The sequence below is a fragment of the Sphingomonas sp. So64.6b genome (assembly GCF_014171475.1).
Classification (GTDB): Bacteria; Pseudomonadota; Alphaproteobacteria; order Sphingomonadales; family Sphingomonadaceae; genus Sphingomonas; species Sphingomonas alpina_A.
Genome location: NZ_CP048817.1, coordinates 1,503,247 through 1,524,473 on the forward strand (window position 1 = coordinate 1,503,247; position 21,227 = coordinate 1,524,473).

Consider the following 21,227-nt stretch of genomic DNA (forward strand, 5'->3'; position numbering starts at 1 on the left):
CTTGTGCGTCAGCGGTGTGGGCTGGACAAGCCGGTCGGTCCAGATTGACCCGATCTGGCAAGTGGTTAGTCTGACAAGTTCGCGTCTATGTGTCATAGGGCGCGGAGGGGGACTGGTGGCCATGAGTGACGATCCGCGGCCGCGTTGGGTTCGCGACCTTACCCGCTTCCTGCCGCTCAAGAGCCAATTTGTCCTGACCGGCAATGTTCGCGATCTGCAGCTTCGTGTGCTGGACGGACGTGCGGTTGCAGCACCGCTCGGCGATGTCCTGTCGGCGACGTTGGCCGAAGCCGGCTATGCCGATGTCGTGCGCTACGACCCGGTTGCGGGCTTTTCCTTGCTGGCGCGGCCCGATGGCACCGATGGAGATGCCGAGGCGCTGCTGCTGCGGTTGGGGCTGACGACTAGCGACGGTGTGGCTGCAGCGGGGCCTGACGTGTTTGCCTCTGCCTTGACCCGGTTTGTGGGGCTGGAGGGGCCGCCCGTCGCTTTGGTGGTCGATTTCGCGTCACGGATGATCGTGCGCAGCGACGCTTTGTCGCCGGCCGAACAGCAATTATTCACGCGTGCTCTGGTGCTCAGCCAGAGCGCCCAGGCAAGGCCGGTCGGACCCGATCGTGCGCCACGGTTCAACTGCGTGATCTGGGTGGTCGAGAAGGAAGGCGATTTGCCCGACTGGCTGACCATCGACAATCCGCGTCTGCGCCACGTGCCGATCGCGCCGCCGGACCGGGGGATGCGCAAGGCCGTGGCGCCGTCGCTGATCCGGGGGCTTCCGGGTGGGCGAGAAGCCTCGGTCGAACTGTTGGCCGAAGCCGAGCAGGAACTGGTCGATGCGACCGAAGGCATGCTCCTGGTCGATCTGAGCGCGGTCGCGCAGCTGGCGCGGACCGAGCAGGTGCCGATCGGCGAGGTCGGCGAAGCCGTGCGTCGCTACAAGGTCGGGGTCACCGAAGATGCCTGGCGGCGGATCGAGCGGGAGCGGATCGCGAATGGGGCTGAGACGATCGGCCGGCGGGTCGTCGGGCAGGACCATGCCGTCGTCCATATGCTAGATATCATCAAGCGCGCCGCGACCGGCATTGGCGGCGGACGACGGGGCGGGCGGCCGCGGGGCATCGCCTTTCTTGCCGGGCCTACCGGGGTCGGCAAGACCGAGCTCGCCAAGACCGTCACCGAATTGCTGTTCGGCGACGAAGGCGCTTATATCCGTTTCGACATGTCGGAGTTCAGTGCCGAGCATGCCGACCAGCGCCTGATCGGTGCGCCACCGGGCTATGTCGGCTATGATGTCGGCGGCGAGCTGACGAATGCGGTGCGCGAACGGCCGTTCAGCGTCGTGCTGTTTGACGAGATCGAAAAGGCGCATCCGCGCATCCTCGACAAGTTCCTGCAGATCTTGGACGATGGCGTGCTCACCTCGGGGCGCGGCGACCGGGTCTATTTCTCCGAAGCTTTGATCATCTTCACGTCGAATTTGGGCATCTATTCGACTGCGCCGGATGGCAGCCGGGTCGCGACTGTCACCCCGGACCAGTCGTTCGAGGAAGTGCGTTCGCGGGTACGGACCGAAATCGGCAACCATTTCAAACTGGTGCTCAACCGACCGGAAATCTTGAACCGGTTCGGCGAGAATATCATCGTGTTCGACTTCATCCGTCCCGCGGTCGCCGAAAAGATTTTCGCGAGCATGGTCGAGCAGGTGGTGGAGGATGCCGCCGCTTCGGGGCACGCGGTCACCATCGTGCCCGAGGCGCTGGAGACGCTGCGGCATCTCTGCACTGCCGATCTCGCGAATGGCGGGCGCGGCATCCGCAACCAGATCGAAGCGCATCTGATCAATCCCCTGGCGCGCGCTTTATTCGATCGGGGCGGCGAAGGCCCTGTTACAATTTGTGCCGTTGAGGCGGGGGCGGTCACGTCGCTGCGGCTGGAGCAGGCATGATGCAGGTCTCGATCTCGCGGCTGCATTTTCCGGTGACGGCATTGGGGCCGGGCCGACGCGTCGGGCTATGGTTCCAGGGCTGCTCGATCCGCTGTCCAGGCTGTATTTCGCGCGATACCTGGGAAGCGGGTGAGGGCATGGTCGGGCTTGACGATGTGCTGGCGGAACTGAGCGGCCTGGCAGTGGGTGCCGATGGGCTTACCGTCTCAGGTGGCGAGCCGTTTGACCAGAGTGAGGCGCTGGCATGGGTGCTGCGTTACTGGCGGGGGGCGTCGGACGAGTCGGTGCTGGTGTTCACGGGGTATGAGCGGGAGGCGGTCGCGCCGTGGCTGGCCGAACATCCGGGGCTGATCGACGCCTTGATCACCGGGCCGTTCCGCTCCCAAGTCCCGCAGACGCGGGCGTTACGTGGCAGCGACAATCAGCAGCTTCATATCCTGACTGCTTTGGGTGAGCAGTTGGCTGGTTTCGAGCGCGCGGCCGGGCCGGAGGATCGCCGGCTCGACGTGATGTTCGACGGTGACGGCCATGCCTGGCTTGCAGGCATTCCGGCGCGCGGCGAACTGGCGCGCCTGCGTCGGTTGCTGGCCGGGGCGGGGCATAAGGTGGTGACGTCCGAGATGGTAGGTGCCGGTGCGGGTGCAGGTACGGGTTTTGGCGCTGGGGACAGGTTCGAGGGCGCTGGAGATTCCGGCGTGGGCAGGGGCGCCGTTGGGCCTGATAAGAAGATGGCGCTGGTCGGGAGCCTGGTGCGATGATCCGCTTCTGTCCGCATTGCGCGACGGCCCGCGCGGTCGATGAAATCTTCTGCGAAGGCTTGGTCGATGGCGTCGTCTGCGACTGGCCGCTCGCGTCGCTGCCGATACGTCCTGATGGCTGGCGACCGGTTGCAGAAGTGGCGGTTGGGCGTGGGGCTGGCATGGTTGCGCAGGCCGGATCTGGCGTGCCTGGCGGGCCGGTCGCGGGTCTGACTTGCGAGAATGGCCATGTTGTCGAGCCCGGCGATCTGATCTGTGGCGTCTGTGGCGGTGATGTCGCCTTTGGCGGCGATGCTGTTGACGTCGGTGATGGTGTCGATGGCGCAGGCAGCGTCGCTGGTGTTGGTGTGGGTGCTGGAAGTGGCGATGTAGTTGGTGCTGGTGCGCTTGATGGCGATGCTGGTGCGCTTGATGGCGATGCTGGTGCTGGTGGTGATGCTGCCGGGGCGTCGGAGCCTGTTGCCGAGACGCGCGTGGCTGGCTGGCGGCTGTTGCGGCGCTTGCCGACCACCAGTGCGGTGCGCGAGCGCTATGAGACGGTGCGGGACGCGGATGGCCGCGAGGCGGTACTGACCCTGTATGCCAATGGCAGCGAGCCCGATCCCGAAGTCTATGAAGTGCTGCGCGGCCTTGACCGCGATCACGTCCCTGAGATCCTGGAGACCGGGCGCTGGGCGGAGCGTGCTTATGAAGTCTCCGAGGATCTGCGCGGCGGCATGCTCGCCGATCTGGGGGTGTTGGATGCGGCATCGCTGCCGCGGGTCCTGAGCGAAGTCGGTGGCGCTTTGGCGGCGCTGTCCGAGTCCGGCTTGCGACACCGCGATTTGCGGCCCGGCGCGATCATGGTGCGTGCCCGCGATCCTTTGGACCTGGTCATCACCGGCTTCGGGTCGGCACGTCTGTCGGAATATGATCTCGACATCGTCTCGCCCTTGGAGATCACCCGTTACACCGCGCCCGAAGCGGTGGCGGGCGGCGTGGCAGCCGCCAGCGACTGGTGGAGCCTTGGCATGCTCTTGCTGGAACAGGTCACCCGCGGTGAATGTTTTGCCGGGGCCGACGACCAGTCCTTCCTGATCCACGTGTTGACCAACGGTGCGCCCATTCCGGAAGGCCTGGAGCCGTCGCTGGATGTGTTGCTGCGCGGGCTGTTGTCGCTCGACCGCCGCACGCGCTGGTGCTGGCCCGAAGTGCAACGCTGGCTGGCCGGTGACCTGCCCGAGGCGCCCGAGACCTTGCGTGCCGTCGGCGACAGCGAGGGACGCCGGGCGATCGTCTTGGGCGGCGTGCGTCTGTTCGGGCCGGAACGGTTCGCGCTGACGGCGGCCGAAGCCGAACATTGGGACGAAGCCCTGCGGTTGTTGCTGCATGGCGAGTTGGCGACTTGGCTCGAGGAAGCCGGGCAGCATCAGGCGCTCCGGGTCGAGATCCGGGCGATCGTGTTGCTGACTGATGCATCCGAGGATATGCGGCTGGCGCTGGCGCTGAAAGCGCTCAATCCTTCCATGCCCCTAGTGGTGCGCGGCGAGATCGTCACCCCCGGCTGGCTGATCGAGCATCCGGAACAAGGCTATGCGCTGATCTCGGGGCCGGTGCCTGATAGGCTGGAGCGCGACGATGACGAAGTCTGGCTTGCCCGGCTGAAGCGCCGTGAGGCGCGGGTGCGCGACCGCGCGCGTCAGCTCGATGTCGAGCTGGACGAAGCGTCGCTCCGGGTCGCGGTACTGTCGACGTCGAAGAGCCGGTTGGCGGCGGTCTGGGACGAGAAGCGGCGGGTATTGCCCGATACCGATCATCCGGGCCTGCTGGCGATAGTCGAGCGGCGGATCACCGACGAGGAAGATCTCATCTTGTTGCTGAGCGCGGGCGCGGGCCTGTTCCGCTCGGCCGAAGCGATCGTCGACGAGGCCGAGACTTTGGCCGAGCGCGGCGGGCTGGAGGTGTTCGACCGCGAGACGGCTTTTGGCTGGACCTCGGTTCCGCGCCGCGAATTGCATGCCGAGATCGAGCTGCGCCTCGAAGGCTTTGCACGGTCGGGGTTCGAGCGCATCGACGAATGGGGCGATCAGTTCCGGCTAGAGCGCCGCTTGCCGCTTGCCAGGGCCTTGGCGTTGCTGGCGGTGCCGGCCGAATGCTGGCAGCAGCCGCCGCGCCAGGCCTATGTAGCGACCTTGCTCGATTTCTATGCGCGGCGGATCACCGGCACGATCATGCGCGGGCCGTTGACCCGCATGGTGATCGGCAAGACCACGGCGCGGATCGACTTGTTCGAACTGGATACGCCGCGGCGGACGGCAGCGTCGCTACTGGATCATGTGTTGCTGCGCGGCGAACAAGTGATCGACGTCGATCCTTATGCGCTGACCGAGGATCCTCGCGTCGAGCGCCGAATCCGCACCTTGCACTCGCATGCGACCCTCTATCGCCGTGATACCGGCATCGATGGGCTGTATCTCGGTTTCCCGTTCCTGGTGATGCAGGAAGCCAAGGCCTCGACCCCGCCGCGCATCGCGCCGGTTCTGTTGTGGCCGATCAAACTGCATCCTGAGGTCGGCTCGCGCGGACAGGTCACTCTGGCGTTCGACCGGGATCGTGAAGAAGTGCGGTTGAACCCTGCGTTCGAGACGTTGCTCGGCGTGGACGCCGCGCGACGCTGGCAGGAAGTCGCCAACGACATGCTGGGCCGTGCCTCGGTAACCGCTGCCGAAGTCGTTGAAGCTTTTGGCGAGCTGGCGACGATGGGTGACGCGACGCTGGAAGGGCTGCCGTCCAAGGATCTGCGGATCAAGCCCGGCGACGACCGCATCGTCTGCGCAGCGGCGCTGTTCCATTTGGGCTTCCTGGGACAAGCCGTGATGGAGGATCTGCGCCAGCTGAAGGCGATGCCGCCGGCCGGCACCAGCCTCGAGACGGCGTTCCGGGTTGGCGAGCAGGTCGAGCGCGCGGAGCCGGTGTCGGTTGGCGAGCGCGAGCGTTATTTTACCTCTGACAGCGATCCTTCGCAGGAGGCCGCCGTGCTGGAAGGGCGGACCGGGCGTGGGTTGTTGGTCGAAGGACCGCCGGGCACGGGCAAGAGCCAGACCATCGTTAACATGGTCGCGGACGCAATCGGCACCGGGCGAAGCTTGTTGGTGGTCTGCCAGAAGCAGGCGGCGCTCGAAGTCGTGCATAAACGCCTGGAAGCGGCCGGGCTCGGTGAGCGGATCGTCATGGTCAATGACGTCAACAAGGACCGCACCGCCGTGATCGGCGCGATCCGCGAGCAGTTGGAGGAACTGTTCCAGCGCCCGGGCGGCGCGTCGGGCTGGCGCCAGCAGCGCGAGCAGACTGCGGCGCGGATCGAGTCGTTGGAACGCGATCTAGACGGCCAGCACCGTGCACTCCACGCGGTCGATGAACAGACCGGCCTCTCCTACCGGCTGATCATCGGCGACCTGATCGGCTTGGCCCGCGAAGGTGATACGCCACCGTTGCCGTCCTTGCGGCATCTGTTGGGGGCGCTCGATCCGGGCAAAATCGCAATCCTCCAGGAAGTCTGCGCGCCGACTGCGCGGCTATGGCTGCCTGCGCGATATGAAGGCAGCGTGTTGGCCGAAACCCGCGCGTTCGGGACCGATGCCGGCAGTATCGCGACATTTGGGGAAGATCTGTCGGCGTTCGCTTTGGCCGAGGAAGAGCGCCTCGCGGTGATCCAACGGACGCCCGACGCGCTGGCGATCGACGACCCCGAACCCTATCGCAGCTGGTCAGAGACGCATGGCCGCGCAATGCTGGCGTTGGACGCAGTCGCACGCGAGCGATTGGCGCGTTGGCTGGAGCGGCTTGGTGGGGCGTCGGCGCGGATGCCGGGAACCACTGCGGTGCAGACGGAGTTGCAGGCTCTCGAGCGAGCGATGTTGGCGCTGCCGGCTGATGACGCACCCGACGATGCGGTCGCGGTCGCCGAGGGACTGGCGGACGAGGATCTGGAAAGTTGGACCGAAACCTCGGACTGGCTACTGAAGCGGCCGAGCTTTTTCGAGCAGCTGTCACCGATGCGCTGGCTGGCGGTCTGGCGCCGGCGCGGATTCCTGAAGAGCGAAGGGCTGGACGACGCAGCGGCGTTCGGTGCGGCACTGCACCGCGAAACCAGGTTGCGGCCGCTGCGGGCGCGGCTGGTCGAAACGATTGTCGAGATTGGCGAGCCCGCTGGCGGGCTGGCGGGTGCGCGGATTGCGGCGCTGGTTGCAGCGGCGCGTGGGGCTCTGGGCCAATTGTCTGATGCTGAAGCCCTGGTGCGGCGTTTGGAGGCCTATCCGGAGCCTGGCGTGGCTTTGGCGATGGCGCGGGCCGCCAGTCGCCAGGCAGTCGAGGACCTGATCGAAGGCATCGACCAGGGTCTCGCCCGGCACGGTGCGCGGGTTTGCAGCCGGGCCGGGCTGGGACGGCTGGAGCCGTGGATGGGCGATAGCTGGGTCGAGGCTGCGTCCGAGGCGATCGCGCGGAATCTGTCGAATGGCGACCGGATCGCGCCGTTGCTGGCGGAGCGTCCGCATGTCCTTGCCTATCAGCGCTTCCGCGCCCGCGTGCCGCAATTGGGCGAGGAGGCGATGGTGGTATTCGCCGAGCTTGCGCGGATTCGTGGCGCCTTGTTGGAGCTTGATGAAGTTGCGCTGGAAGCGGTGGTGCGCCGTATCATCGCCAGCGAAGCGCGACTGGCCTGGAAGGCGCGGATTGAGCAGGGCGATTCCGCTTTGCTGTTCGAGGCTGGTGAGCTGGAAGCCAAGGCCACATCGCTGGCCGAAGCCGATGGTCAGATGCGTGCGCTCAACCGGCGGCTGCTGGTCGACGGGCTTGACGCCAGCCGGCTGCGGCCGATGCGCGAATGGGAGGATATCACGCGGCTGCGTGGGGTCCGCTCGCGGCGTCTGCGCGAATTTGTCGAACGCGGCGCCGATCTGGGGTTGATGCGGTTGCGGCCGGTCTGGCTGGTCAATCCCGATGTCGCGAGCCGGCTATTGCCCTTGCGCAAGGCTTTGTTCGACACGGTCATCTTCGACGAAGCTTCGCAGATGCCGATCGAATATGCGCTGCCGACGCTTTACCGCAGCGGGACGATGATCGTCAGCGGCGACGAAAAGCAGATGCCGCCGACCGCTTTCTTTTCGAGCCGCGTCGAGAATGACGAAGCGGAGATCTTCGAAGGCCAGGCCGCCGAGGAGGATATCGCCGAAGAGCAGCGTGACGCGGTCGAGGAAACCTGGAACCGCCGCGAGATCAAGGACTGTCCGGACCTACTCCAGCTCGCCAAGACCGTGTTGCCGTCGACCACGCTCCAGATCCATTACCGCTCGGCCTATCGCGAGCTGATTCAGTTCTCCAACGCGGCCTTCTACGTCAACCGGCTGAGCGTGCCGGCGCGCCATCCCGCCGACGAGATCAAGCGCAAGCGTCCGATCGAGCTGATTCGGGTCGACGGCGTCTATGTCGACCAGACCAACCCGGCCGAAGCCGAGCGCGTCGCCGATGTGTTGGCGGAGCTGTGGAGCCGGACCGAGGACAAGCCGCCGACGATCGGTGTCGTCACCTTCAACCGCAAGCAGGCCGATCTGATCGATGATGTGCTGGAGGACCGCGCCGAAGCCGATCCCGCGTTCCGCGCTGCGCTGACGCGCGAACGCGACCGGGTCGAAGGTGGCGAGGATATGGGGTTCTTCGTCAAGAATGTCGAAAACGTGCAGGGCGACGAGCGCGACATCATCATCTTCTCCTCGACCTTCGGCAAGAATGCGCAGGGCACGTTCCGGCGTTCGTTCGGTGTGCTCGGGCAGACCGGAGGCGAACGGCGGCTAAACGTTGCCGTCACTCGTGCCCGCCACAAGGTGATCCTGGTCACGTCGATGCCGATCGGCGCCATATCGGACTTGCTGACAACGCGCCGCCAGGCGTCGAGCCCGCGCGACTATCTTCAGGCCTATTTCGAATATGCCCGCTGCATCTCGGACGGCGATTTGGACGGCGCCGATGCATTGCTGGCGCGGCTGAGCACCGAGCAACGCCGCAGCCGCGGACGCGAGGCTGGCGGCATTGACGGGCTCGAGGAGGCCGTCGCCGCCGAGATTCGCTCGCTCGGGTGGACACCGGTCGGGGTCCATGACGATGGGGCGTTCGGGCTCGATTTTGCGATCGAGGATCCGCGTACCGGTCTCTACGGGATAGGCATAGAGTGCGACCCGCCCCGGCACGGTCTGCTTGAGACCGCGCGTGCCCGCGAAATGTGGCGGCCAAGCGTCTTGCGCCGTTCGATTCCGGTCATCCACCGCGTCTCGTCGCACCGCTGGTTTCATGAGCCCGAGCGCGAGCGCGAACGGCTGCGCCAGGCAGTCATCGCGGCAATGGGCGTGCTGGCATGAGCGGACCCAAGGTCGTGCGCATCGTCACGCGCGAAGAGATATTGGAGATTTGCTACGGCCATCTCGCCCGGGTCGATGCAGCGCTCGCCGAATGGCAACGGATCGGCAAGCGCAACGACTGTGTCGACGAGGGGGCGATCGCGGCGGCCCTGCAACGCCGCGAGGCGCTGGCGGCGCTGATCGCCGCTGACCGGCTGATGGATATCCAGAAGCAGGCGCCAGTCGAAGAGGCGTTTCTGCGTGCGGATATTCAGACGCGGCTGTCGAAGGTTTTTGCCAAGCAAGCAGAGGCACGCTCGCGCGAGCGCCGCGAGCAGCAGGCCGCAGCCGGATTATTGAAGCGGCTGCGCAGTCTCGATGTGCCGCTCGATCCGGGCGTGGAAGCTGGGCTGGCGCGCGGCGACAGCCAGGCGATGGCGCAAGGCTTTGCATTGCTAGCCGACGCGGTGGCCGGCGCTTCGGCTTCCACCTCCAATGCACTGGCAGGCAAGTTGCGCGACGGTGACCCTTCGCCGAAGCATTTTGCCGATTGGCTGGCCGGGCAGCCGGTTGCGCCGACCGATTCGGCGATCGAGCGGATCGCGGCGCGGCTCGACGAACTGGGCATGCTGGTCGATGCTGAGGTGTTGTTGCCCTGGCGTGCCCGGCTGGCCGAAGCAGAAACGGCGCCGATGGCGCGGCGCAATTTGCTGGTCGATGGCCTCGAGGTTGAAACCGGCCGCGCGCTGACCGAAGCGCGCCGGCGGGCAGTGCTGGCCGAGGACTTGCACCTGGTTCTGGCCGAGCAGGCTGCCGCGGGCGGTGAGGGCGCCGTTGCCAGCGCGGAGCTTGCGTCGCTCGATGTGGCGGCGTTGGAAACGCGCATCGAGGCGGTTCGCGCGTCGCTTGAGGATCAGCGCAAGGCCCGGGCGGTCGCGGCTCGGCGGGCGGCCGTGCTCGAAGGCCTTCAGGCGCTTGGCTATGCGGTCAATGAAGGCATGTCGACCAGTGCGGCAGAAGGGGGGCGGCTGGTGCTGCGGAGCAGTTCCCGGCCAGATTATGGCGTCGAGATCGCTGCGGCCGGTGCGACAGGCTCGATGCAGATGCGCCCGGTTGCGTTCGATGCCGGAGGGCAGGGGCCGGACCCTGCGCGCGACCGCGACGCCGAGACGATCTGGTGCGGCGATGTGTCGGTCTTGCAGGATTATCTGGCCAAGGTCGGCGACGCGCTGGCGATCGAGCGGTCCCTGCCAGTCGGCGCCACGCCGCTCAAACGGATCGCGGTGGCCGGGCCGGACGGATCGGGCGGCGCGACTGCGCCAGTTCTTAAGGAGCGGAGTTTTCGCTAGCGCCTAGCGGGCAGGGCGCCAGCCTGCCTTGCTTGCATCGCTGACCGAACAGAACCAGCGCTCGCCGTGACGAAGGTCGATCCGGACATCGGGATAATCTCGCGAGCCGGGAAGATGATAGATGCGGTCGCCCTTGGTGTTGATATTGCCCTTGATCGTGCATCTGGGGTCGGGTGCGGGTTGTAGAGGCGCCGTGTTGCGATGTTCGCGGCGATAGTCGGCAGGGGCTTCGAACCCCGATGCCCAGATGCCACGGCGCGCGGTGCGGGCTTTGGTCTCGGCGCCGTCATAAGCCAGGCTATATTGGCGGTAGGCAGTCGCCCAACCAGCCAGGACCAGAGCCTCGTTGATATCGGTGCCGTTCAGCCGGCACACCGCCACGCTGCGTTCGTAGCGGTCACGGTCGACCTGGGTGCAGTTGAGCGTGCGGCCTTCGACGCGCTGGCGAAGCAAGTTGGCCGCGGTCACGCCGCAGGCGGTTGTGTTTGTGGGCGGGCCGCAGCGTTGCTTGAGCTCTGGCGCATCGACGCCCGAGAGCCGGATGCGATGGTTCCCGACCATGAGCGTGTCGCCGTCGGCGACATGCGCGGTGCCTGAAAAGGATAAGGTCGCGGCCAGTTGCAGCGCGATGTCCAGGATCATTCCCGCCTCAGGCTATGGCCGCTTGTCATCGCCCGGCTATAGAGTGAATTGCGGGGAACGAAATATAGGGGGGATGCGATGGTAACGTCTCGGCAGGTCGCGCGCGGCGTGTTTCGTACGATGCGGGCGATGGACCGCGCCGGCAAGCAGGCGGAGCGCCAGCGCGTGGTGCGCCAGCAAGCTCAGAATCGCCAGGCCCAGCTCAATGCCTCGGCAGCTGCGGTCGATGGATATGACGCTATCGTCGAGGCGCTGACCGGCGCGCACCGCGTCACGTTCACCCGCCTCGACTGGCTGAGCACCGCGACAGCGCCGTTGCTCAGCGAGCCCGAACGGCAGGAGGACGAAGAAGGTGCGGCGCAAGCTCGGCTCGACGGCTTTGTGCCCGGCTGGTTCACGCGGCTCTTGAAACGCGAAGAGAAGGTGCGCGAGGATTTGGAGAACCGGATACTGTTCGCGCGCTCGCGGGACGATCTGGCGCACGGCGAGCGGGTCGATGCAGTGGCTCGGCAAAATGAGGCCATCCGTGCCGCCCAGCGCCTGGTCGAAGGCGCGCCGGATGCAATCGTCCAGGCACTAGAGGCGCATAGCGGGCTTGGGAGCCTGCCTTATTCGGTCGAGGGGCTCGACACGCTCTTTGTCGATGATCGCGTCATTGCGGTGGTCGATGGGCTCGACCTGGAGGACATGCCCGAAGAAAGCGTCTCCCTGCTCAAGTCGGGCAGGGCGTCGTTCAAGGCGCTGGCGGCGGCCAAGCGCTACGAGATGCACCGCGACGCCCTTTGTTCAGCCGCAGTGCGGGTCGCGCTGGAGTTTCTCTCCACTCTGCCGATCGATGCGGTCGAGGTGGTGATGCTGACCGATATTCTCGACCGCGCTACCGGCCATATCGAGGCGAGACCGGTGTTGTATTTGCGGGTCGCGGAGCAGGCGGTGCGCGCTCTGAACTTGTCGCGCACCGACTCCGCTGCGCTCGTCGAGCGGCTGGGCGGGCACATGGACTGGAGCAAGCGCGACGGGTTTCGGGCGATCAACGCCGCCGCATTTGGTGTGGAAGTCGACCTCTAAACGGTCGCCTGATGGCCGTGCGCGTTGTCGCCACCAGCTAACTTTGTTTTGCTTGAATGCGGCTGGAGTTCCGTCGGGCGAGCTGTGGGGAGGAAGAGGACTTCCCAGCGCAGACTCAAGTATTTTCGAGCGTGCTTGGCGCTTTGCGACTTTAGGCAGGCGATTGGCTGTAAGTCCGCCGTACCGAGCCCGACGCCCATATCGGTATCGCGGCAAGCGACCCAGTTCCCGTCGCTGACACGGATCCCCTTGGTAACCGCGCATGCCGATGTAGATGTCCCGCTCAACCAGGCGTTGCATGCGCAACTCGCTTTATCGAGCCACCAGGCGCTCCGTCCCACCATGTGATTCCTCGACGTATTGGAAGAGTCATTGCCCGTCGGGATTGACCCGGCGGGAGCCTGTTCGTGACCCCCACCAAGCTGCTGATCGGACAGATCCTTATCGTCTTCGCGATCGTCATCGCAGGGCTGTGGGCGGCGACGCAGTGGGCGGCGGAGATGCTCGCCTATCAGCCCGAGCTTGGGGCGCCCTGGCTGATCATCGGCCACACCCCGGTTTATCGCCCTTGGGCGCTGTTCTCGTGGTGGTATCATTATGACGCCTATGCGCCGCACGTCTTCGACAAGGCGGGCCTGCTCGCCGGTGCTTCGGGCTTCCTCAGCTGCGGGGCAGCAATCTTTGGCTCGCTATGGCGCGCGCGCCAGCGCAGCAACGTCACCACCTATGGCTCGGCACGCTGGGCGAACTCACAGGAGATCGAGCGGGCAGGGCTGCACCGCGACCGCGGCGTACTGCTCGGCCGGCTTGGCGGCCAGTATCTGCGCCACGACGGTCCCGAGCATGTCATGGTCTTCGCCCCGACTCGCTCGGGCAAGGGCGTGGGCTTGGTCGTGCCGACCTTGCTCTCTTGGACCGGCTCGACCGTCGTTCATGACATCAAGGGCGAGAACTGGACGCTGACCGCCGGGTGGCGATCACGCTTCTCGCACTGCCTACTGTTCAATCCCACCGACACCCGCTCGGCGCGCTACAACCCGCTGCTCGAGGTCCGGCGGGGTGCAAACGAAGTCCGCGACGTCCAGAATATAGCAGACATCCTGGTCGATCCCGAGGGCGCGCTCGAACGCCGCAACCATTGGGAAAAGACCAGCCATTCGCTGCTCGTCGGGGTGATCCTGCACGTCCTCTACGCCGAAGAAGAGAAGACGCTCGCCCGCGTCGCGACCTTCCTCTCCGATCCGCAGCGCAGCTTCGTCGCGACGCTCAAGCGGATGATGTCGACCAACCATCTCGGCACCCAGGACGCGCCACTGGTCCATCCGGTGGTCGCCTCGGCGGCACGCGAACTGCTCAACAAGAGCGAGAACGAGCGTTCGGGCGTGCTGTCGACCGCGATGTCGTTCCTCGGCCTCTACCGCGATCCCACGGTCGCCGAGGTCACGTCGCGCTGCGACTGGCGGATTGCCGACCTGATCGAAGGCGAGCGCCCCGTATCGCTCTACCTCGTCATTCCGCCCTCGGATATCAGCCGCACCAAGCCGCTGGTCCGCCTGGTCCTCAACCAGATCGGCCGTCGGCTAACCGAGCGGCTCGAACAGCCCGGCGGGGCTGCGCGGCGCCACCAGCTGCTGATGATGCTCGACGAATTCCCGGCGCTCGGCCGCCTCGATTTCTTCGAGACGAGTCTCGCCTTCATGGCCGGCTACGGCATCCGCGCCTTCCTGATCGCGCAGAGCCTGAACCAGATCGAAAAAGCCTATGGCGAGCATAATTCGATTCTCGACAATTGCCATGTCCGCGTCGCCTTCGCGACGAACGACGAGCGCACTGCCAAGCGCATTTCCGACGCGCTCGGTACCGCCACCGAGCAGCGCGCGATGCGCAACTATGCCGGACACCGGCTCGCGCCCTGGCTCGCCCATGTCATGGTCAGCCGCCAGGAAACCGCCCGCGCGCTGCTGACTCCCGGCGAAGTCATGCAGCTGCCGGCGACCGACGAGCTGGTGCTGATTTCGGGGCTCGCGCCGATCCGCGCGACCAAACTACGCTATTTCGAGGATCGCAATTTCAGCGAGCGCGTCTGCCCGGCGCCGATGCTCACCGACGGCCGCTATGCCGACCGGCCGAACCCGCGCTCCAACGACTGGGGCCGGTTCGCACGGCTGCCCGATGCCCGGCTCGAGCGATCGGCGGATGCCGGCGACGCGCAAGACGAAGGTGGCATGCAGCAGCAGCGCCATCCCGGCCTGGCCGAGGAAACCACTAAACGGTCCGCCGAGGTCGATCCAGCGGTACAGATCGCTCTGGAGGACGACGACAATGTCGCCGCGGACCAGCGCGCCATGGACCAGGCCCGCACTCTGACGCCCGCCGTTCGCAGCTACGGCATCACCGAGGGCGCCGACCACGACCTCATCCCGGGGCTGTGATCATGAAGGTGCGCCAGAATCTCTATATCGACCGCGACCTGAGCGATGCGCTGGAAGCGCTCGCATCCGGCCCCGGCGCGAACAAGTCACGGCTGGTCAACGATGCCGTCGCCGCCTGGCTCGCCCGGCGCGGCACCAGGGAAATCGACGACCTTCTGAAAGTCCGGCTCGACCGCGTGTCGCGCGAGATCGGCCTGGTGCGCCGCGACATCGACGTGGTGCTCGAAAGCCTGGCGCTGTTCGTCCGCTACCAGCTGCTGGTCACAGCGCCGTTGCCCGAGGCCGACAGCGCGGCGCTCGCCATCGGTCTCGACCGGTTCGAGAAGTTCGTCGGCCAGGTCGGGCGCCAGCTCGCGGCGGGCAAGCGCACCCTCGGGGCGATCGAACCTGCGGAGAAGGTATCATGAGCGGGCCGGTCGATACGGTTTCGGAAGGCCGGCGCCGCGCCATGCTGCGCACTGCCATGGGGCCGGCAATCGCCGCTGCGCTGTCCGATCCGCTGGTGCTCGAAGTAATGGTCAATCCCGACGGTGCCCTTCGGCTCGATCGGCTGGGCGAGGGGCGCACCGATACCGGCATTCGGTTCGAGCCGGTGCAGGTCGAACGTATCATCCGGCTCGTCGCTGCCCATGCGCGCACCGAAGTCCATGCGGCATCGCCGATCATTTCGGCCGAGCTTCCGCCACATGGGGAAGGGGCAGGGGAACGTTTCGAAGGCGTGCTGCCGCCGGTGTCGCTGGCACCCTGCTTCTCGATCCGCAAACCGGCGACGCGCATCTACACGCTGATGGACTATGTCGCCGACGGCATCATGTCGGCCGACATCGCGCGGCTTTTGTCTCTGGCTGTGGTTGATCGCCGCAACATCCTCATCGCCGGCGGAACCAGCTCGGGCAAGACGACGCTCGCGAACGCTCTGCTCGCCGAGATGGCGCATCTCGATGAACGCGTCATCCTGATCGAAGACACACGCGAGCTGCAATCGCCCGCGCTCGACACCGTAGCGTTGCGCACCCGCGCTGGCAGCGTGACCATGGCCGATCTGGTCCGCTCGACGCTCCGGCTGCGGCCTGACCGTATCATCGTCGGCGAGGTTCGCGGCGGCGAGGCGCTCGACATGTTGAAGGCCTGGAACACCGGTCACCCCGGCGGGATTGCCACCGTCCACGCCAATAGCGCGGCGTCCGCGCTGCTACGCGTCGAGCAGCTGATCCAGGAAGCCGTGGTGACCGTGCCGCGCCGCCTGATTGCCGAAGCGATCGACATGGTCGTGTTCATCGCCGGGCGAGGATCCGCGCGCCGGGTGAGCACCATCGTGCGCGTCGTCGGCCTCGACGCGCAAGGCGATTACGCCGCCCTCGACCTTTCCCCCGAGTCCCACCGCGCAACCCAAGGAGATTGATCATGCGCCGCCTTTCCCTGTCCTGCCGACCCCAACTTCCGCTGACCGTGCTCGCGTTCGGGCTCGCGATCACGCTGTCCCGGCCGGCCTTTGCAAGCGGTTCGGGCATGCCCTGGGAGCAGCCGCTCCAGCAGGTACTCGAATCCGTCCAAGGGCCGGTAGCAAAGATCATCGCCGTCATGGTCATCATCACGACAGGCCTGACACTCGCGTTCGGCGAGACAGCCGGCGGCTTCCGGAGGCTCATCCAGATCGTCTTCGGCCTGTCGATCGCGTTCGCCGCGTCCTCCTTCTTCCTGAGCTTCTTCAGCTTCGGCGGCGGAGCACTGGTCTGATGTCGGCGGCGTCGGGCAGTCACCACATCGAGGGGTTCGAAGCACCGATCCACGGCGCCTTGGGACAGCCCATCCTGCTGGGCGGCGCCCCACGGGGGATCGCGATCGTCAACGGCACGATCGCCGCGGCGGTCGGGCTCGGCCTTCAACAATGGCTGATCGGCCTGATCCTTTGGGCCGCGGGTCACAGCGTCGCCGTGTTCGCCGCGCGTCGCGACCCGGACTTCGCGCCCGTCCTTCTCCGCCATCTCCGCCAGAGGAGCTATTTCGCATGCTAGCGCTGAGCGAATATCGCAAGCGTGCCGACCGGCTCGCCGACCATCTGCCCTGGGCCGCGCTCGTCGCGCCCGGCATCGTTCTCAACAAGGATGGCAGCTTCCAGCGGACGCTCAGCTTTCGCGGTCCCGACCTCGAAAGCGCGACCGAAGCCGAACTGGTTGGGGCCTGTGCCCGTGCCAACAATGTGCTCAAGCGCTTCGGATCGGGCTGGGCATTGTTCTTCGACGCCGAGCGCGTCGAGGCGATCGGCTACCCCGCCGGCAACTTTCCCGATGCAGCCTCCTGGCTGGTCGATGAGGAACGCCGCGCTGCCTTCGAGGCTGAAGGCGCCCATTATGAAAGTCACTACCATCTGACGCTCACCTTCCTGCCGCCGCCGGATGCGAGCGACGCCGCCGGCCGTTCGCTGGTCGAGCGCGACGATGACGGTGCCGGCCGCGACTGGCGGGCGGCGCTCGCCGGCTTCATCGCTGAAACCGACCGCGTCCTCGATCTGTTCGCCGGGTTCATGCCCGAGGTGCGTAGCCTCTCCTCGGCCGAGACGCTGAGCCTTCTGCACGCCAGCATCTCCACCCGGCGTCAGCCGGTCGCGGTTCCCGAGACGCCGATATATCTCGACGGCCTGCTCGCCGACACTCCGCTGGTCGGCGGACTCGAGCCCAGGCTGGGCAACCGGCACCTTCGCACGGTCACGGTGCTCGGCTTTCCCAATATGAGCAGGCCTGGGATCCTGGACGCGCTCAACGCGTCGGATTTCGGCTATCGCTGGGTCACACGGTTCATCGCGCTCGACAAGACCGACGCGACCAAGGCGCTGACCAGGATCCGCCGTCAGTGGTTCAACAAACGCAAGTCGATCACCGCGATGCTGCGCGAAGTGATGTACAATCAGCCGGCGCAGTTGCTCGACAGCGATGCCGACAACAAGGTCGTCGATGCCGATCTGGCGTTGCAGGCGCTTGGCGCCGACTATGTCGCGTTCGGCTACCTCACCACGACGATTACCGTTGCCGACGACGATCGTGCGCGCGCCGACGAAAAGGTCCGCGCGATCGAGCGGATCGTCAACGGCCTTGGCTTCACCTGCGTGCGCGAAGGCGTCAATGCGGTCGAGGCATGGCTGTCGTCGCTGCCGGGCCATGTCTATGCCAATGTCCGGCAGCCGCTGGTTCATACGCTCAACCTGGCGCACCTGATGCCGCTGTCGGCGATCTGGGCGGGCCCCGCCGCCAATCGCCATCTCGGCGGTCCGGTGCTGCTGCAGGCCCAGACCGCAGGCGCGACGCCGTTCCGGTTGTCGAACCATGTCGGCGATGTGGGCCACATGCTCGTTGTCGGGCCAACCGGCGCGGGCAAGTCCGTCCTGCTGGCGCTGATCGCGCTTCAGTTCCGGCGCTACCGGCACGCCCAGCTCTATATCTTCGACAAGGGCTTTTCCGCGCGCGCTGCGGTGCTGGCGATGGGTGGCGCGCATCACACCCTTGGCCTGGGGAGCGGCACGGGGCCGGAAACCGGCGGCGCGCTCGCCTTTCAGCCTCTGCGCCGCATCGACAACCCCGATGAGCGCAGCTGGGCGGCCGAATGGATTGCCGCGCTGCTCGCGCACGAAAAGATACTGGTTACCCCCGACGTGAAAGAGTCCGTCTGGTCCGCGCTCGGCTCGTTGGCATCCGCCCCGGTCGAGGAGCGGACGCTGACGGGCCTGGCGCTGCTACTCCAGTCGAACGCCCTGCGCGTCGCGCTCACCGCTTATACGCTCGACGGCCCCTATGGTCGGCTGCTCGATGCTGCCGAACAGGCGCTCGCGCTGTCCGACATCCAGTGTTTCGAGACCGAGGCGCTGATGGCGCAATCGGGCGTCGTCGCGCCGGTGCTGACCTATCTGTTCCACCGGCTTGAGGAGCGGTTCGACGGCCGTCCCACATTGCTGATCCTCGATGAAGCCTGGATCTTCCTCGATCACCCCTTGTTCGCTGCCCGCATCCGCGAATGGCTGAAGACGTTGCGCAAGAAGAACGTGGCAGTGCTGTTCGCGACGCAGAGCCTCGCGGACATCGCCGATAGCAGCATCGCGCCGGCGATCATCGAGAGCTGCCCGCAGCGCATCCTGCTGCCCAATGACCGGGCGATCGAGCCGCAGAGCCGGGCGGCCTATCAGCGGTTCGGACTCAACGAACGGCAAATCGAGCTCGTCGCCCGCGCCACCCCGAAACGGCATTATTACCTCCAGTCCGCGCGCGGCAACCGCCTGTTCGAACTGGGCTTGGGGCCGATCGCGCTGGCCCTGTGCGGCGCCGCCGATCCCGCGAGCCAACAACTGATCGACGCGCTGCTGGCCGAGCACGGCTTCGACGCCTTTGCCGCCCATTTCCTCGCCTCGCGCGGCCTCGGCTGGGCAGCCTCGTTGCTCGACGACTTCACTCCACCGCTTCGCTGACCTTCTAACCGAAAGGACATTCCCGTGACCCAGCGATATTTGCCTCGTCCAATGTCGAAATTCCTCGTCGCGAGCACGCTCGCACTGGGGGCTGCCGGTTCGCTCGGCATGGCGCTCTACGCGTCGCCAGCCTCGGCGCAGATCACCGTCTTCGACCCGACCAACTATTCCCAGAATCTGCTGACCGCGGCCCGCACCCTCCAGCAGATCAACAACCAGATCCAGTCGCTGCAGAACGAAGCGACAATGCTGATCAATCAGGCCAAGAACCTGACCCGGATCGATTTTCCGGAACTGCAGGCGCTGACCCAGACGCTTCAGCAGATCGACCAATTGATGGGCCAGGCGCAGGGCGTCAGCTTTCGGGTCAGCCAGGTCGATGGCGAGTTCCGGCGGCTCTTTCCCCGGAGTTTCGACCGGGCGCTGACAACCAACGATCTCGTGGTCGGCGCCAAGGCCCGGCTCGACACGTCGGTGGCTGCCTTCAACCAGACGATGCAGGTGCAGGCACAGGTCGTTGGCAACGTCGCCACGGACACGCCGACGCTCGCATCGATCATGGCGAAGAGCCAGGGTGCCGAAGGCGGCCTCCAGGTCAGTCAAGCCACTAACCAGCTGCTCGCGCTGGCCACCAAGCAGCAGTTTCAAATCCAGAACATGATGGCGGCGCAATACCGCGCGGAGACGCTCGAAGCGGCCCGCCGGGCCCAGGCGGAGACGGAAGCGCGCGCTGCCACCAGCAAGTTCCTCGGCGACGGCAAGGCCTACCACCCTCAGTAGTGCCCGTCCGGCCCGAGCGTGGCGGCGGGCATCACCCCGGTCCGCCGTCACCCCGTGGGGCGCGTTTCATGCTCCCCGAGCGCGCCCCGCGGGACCCCATCCCACCGACAGGGACCGACCATGACCGACCTCAACGTCATCGACCAGTTCATGCAGGCATTCATCCGCTACATCGACAGCGGCTTCGGCCTGCTTGGCGGCGACGTCCATTTCCTGGCGGTCACCCTGATCGGCATCGATATCACGCTGGCCGGCCTGTTCTGGACGCTGGGTGGCGAACAGGACGTGATGGGGCGCTTCATCAAGAAGATCCTCTATGTCGGCGCTTTCGCTTTTATCCTGAACAGCTTTTCGACGCTTGCGGACGTCATCTTCAGGTCGTTCGCAGCGGCTGGACTCACGGCAGGGGGCGGGGTGCTGTCCGCCGATGATCTGCTCAAGCCCGGGCGGCTCGCCGGGACCGGCTTTTCCGCCGCGTGGCCCTTGCTGGATCAGGTCTCGAAGCTGCTTGGGTTCACCACCTTCTTCGACAATTTCCTGACGATCATGGTGCTGCTGTTCGCCTGGGCGCTGGTGATCCTGGCGTTCTTCATCCTCGCGATCCAGCTGTTCATCACCATTCTCGAGTTCAAGCTGACGACCCTGGCCGGTTTTGTGCTGGTACCATTCGCACTGTGGAACCGGACCAGTTTCCTTGCCGAGCGTGTGCTCGGGAGTGTCGTCAGCTCGGGCATCAAGGTGATGGTGCTCGCCGTCATCGTCGGGATCGGCTCGAACTATTTCAACGATTTCGTCGGATCGCTGCAGGGGCAGGAGCCCGACATCGCGAAGGCAATGAGCCTCGCGCTGGCCGCGCTCACCCTGTTCGGACTTGGCATCTTCGGACCGGGCATCGCGACCGGCCTGGTCTCCGGCGCGCCGCAGCTTGGCGCGGGCGCGGCGGTCGGCACGGCGTTCGGCGCCGCGGGCGTGGCCGCGCTGGGCGGTGGCGCGGCGCTGGCTGGCGCTCGCGCGCTTGGCGGCGCTGCGCTCGGAGCAGTTCGCGCGGGCACGTCGATGGGTTCTGCCGTCTCGACCGCATACAAGCTCGGCCAGGAGGGGGCTGGCTCGTCCAGTGTCGGTGCCGGTCTTCAGGGCATCGCGAGTGCGGCAGGTGGCGCCGTGCGCAACCGCGCCGCCAGCGCCGTTGGCATCGGCGAAGCCGCCGCCTCCGGCCGCCAGGCGGCTTTCGATGCACTGACCAATCGGCAGGCAAGCGCTTCGTCTTCGTCCGGGCAAGCCACCGATCAGCAGCCCGGCTGGGCGCAGTCGCTGCGACGCCAGCAGGACGCCCGTCACCACCGTCAGGTCGTCGCCCACACGCTGCGCGAGGGCGACCGCGGAGGCGCTTCCGCAACCCCCGACATCAAGGAAAAGGAGGACTGACAAG

The 21,227-nt window shown here is 66.2% G+C and carries 14 protein-coding genes; 13 read left to right on the plus strand and 1 reads right to left on the minus strand.

All coding sequences use genetic code 11. The features are described 5' to 3' along the window. The first annotated feature begins 121 nt into the window (after positions 1 to 121). The 4 genes from G4G27_RS07230 to G4G27_RS07245 are packed head-to-tail and all read left to right on the plus strand — an operon-like array spanning position 122 to position 10,423. A complete protein-coding gene (locus tag G4G27_RS07230; RefSeq protein WP_183112705.1) occupies positions 122 to 1,945 on the plus strand; it encodes an AAA family ATPase in 1,824 nt (607 codons plus the stop codon). Next, a complete protein-coding gene (locus G4G27_RS07235) occupies positions 1,942 to 2,703 on the plus strand; it encodes a 4Fe-4S single cluster domain-containing protein (protein ID WP_202049674.1) in 762 nt (253 codons plus the stop codon). The genes G4G27_RS07230 and G4G27_RS07235 overlap by 4 nt, the downstream gene beginning before the upstream one ends. Beyond that, complete coding sequence (locus G4G27_RS07240) at positions 2,700 to 9,095, plus strand: AAA domain-containing protein (protein ID WP_183112706.1); 6,396 nt, start codon at positions 2,700 to 2,702, stop codon at positions 9,093 to 9,095. The genes G4G27_RS07235 and G4G27_RS07240 overlap by 4 nt, the downstream gene beginning before the upstream one ends. Further along, entirely contained in the window at positions 9,092 to 10,423 is a 1,332-nt protein-coding gene (locus G4G27_RS07245) for a hypothetical protein (protein ID WP_183112707.1), read from the plus strand. The genes G4G27_RS07240 and G4G27_RS07245 overlap by 4 nt, the downstream gene beginning before the upstream one ends. 3 nt (positions 10,424 to 10,426) lie before the next feature. On the opposite strand, the gene G4G27_RS07250 is transcribed toward G4G27_RS07245, so the two are convergent. Next, complete coding sequence (locus G4G27_RS07250; protein ID WP_183112708.1) at positions 10,427 to 11,065, minus strand: thermonuclease family protein; 639 nt, start codon at positions 11,063 to 11,065, stop codon at positions 10,427 to 10,429. 78 nt (positions 11,066 to 11,143) lie between these two features. On the opposite strand from G4G27_RS07250, the gene G4G27_RS07255 reads away from it, so the two are divergent. The 9 genes from G4G27_RS07255 to trbL all read left to right on the plus strand — a co-directional run bounded on the left by G4G27_RS07255 (position 11,144) and on the right by trbL (position 21,223). Further along, positions 11,144 to 12,133: a hypothetical protein gene (locus G4G27_RS07255; RefSeq protein WP_183112709.1), complete on the plus strand. Its 990-nt coding sequence runs from the start codon at positions 11,144 to 11,146 to the stop codon at positions 12,131 to 12,133. A gap of 407 nt (positions 12,134 to 12,540) precedes the next feature. Then, the gene (locus G4G27_RS07260; protein WP_183112710.1) at positions 12,541 to 14,565 is read left to right on the plus strand and encodes a conjugal transfer protein TraG; all 2,025 of its coding nucleotides are present in this window, start codon (positions 12,541 to 12,543) and stop codon (positions 14,563 to 14,565) included. A 2-nt stretch (positions 14,566 to 14,567) separates the two neighbouring features. After that, positions 14,568 to 14,972, plus strand: a complete 405-nt coding sequence (locus tag G4G27_RS07265) for a CopG family transcriptional regulator (protein WP_183112711.1) — start codon at positions 14,568 to 14,570, stop codon at positions 14,970 to 14,972. Next, positions 14,969 to 15,967: a P-type conjugative transfer ATPase TrbB gene (gene trbB / locus G4G27_RS07270; protein ID WP_183112712.1), complete on the plus strand. Its 999-nt coding sequence runs from the start codon at positions 14,969 to 14,971 to the stop codon at positions 15,965 to 15,967. Before G4G27_RS07265 ends, trbB begins: the two co-directional genes overlap by 4 nt. A 2-nt stretch (positions 15,968 to 15,969) precedes the next feature. Then, entirely contained in the window at positions 15,970 to 16,302 is a 333-nt protein-coding gene (locus tag G4G27_RS07275; RefSeq protein WP_183112713.1) for a TrbC/VirB2 family protein, read from the plus strand. Beyond that, positions 16,302 to 16,580 (plus strand): VirB3 family type IV secretion system protein, encoded by a 279-nt coding sequence (locus G4G27_RS07280; RefSeq protein ID WP_183112714.1) that lies wholly within the window; start codon positions 16,302 to 16,304, stop codon positions 16,578 to 16,580. The genes G4G27_RS07275 and G4G27_RS07280 overlap by 1 nt, the downstream gene beginning before the upstream one ends. Beyond that, on the plus strand, positions 16,574 to 19,018 hold the full coding sequence (trbE, locus tag G4G27_RS07285; protein WP_183112715.1) for a conjugal transfer protein TrbE: 2,445 nt from the start codon (positions 16,574 to 16,576) through the stop codon (positions 19,016 to 19,018). Before G4G27_RS07280 ends, trbE begins: the two co-directional genes overlap by 7 nt. 51 nt (positions 19,019 to 19,069) lie before the next feature. After that, positions 19,070 to 19,798: a P-type conjugative transfer protein TrbJ gene (gene trbJ / locus G4G27_RS07290; protein ID WP_183112716.1), complete on the plus strand. Its 729-nt coding sequence runs from the start codon at positions 19,070 to 19,072 to the stop codon at positions 19,796 to 19,798. Between the two features lie 120 nt (positions 19,799 to 19,918). After that, positions 19,919 to 21,223 (plus strand): P-type conjugative transfer protein TrbL, encoded by a 1,305-nt coding sequence (gene trbL / locus G4G27_RS07295; protein WP_183112717.1) that lies wholly within the window; start codon positions 19,919 to 19,921, stop codon positions 21,221 to 21,223. Positions 21,224 to 21,227: the final 4 nt, after the last annotated feature.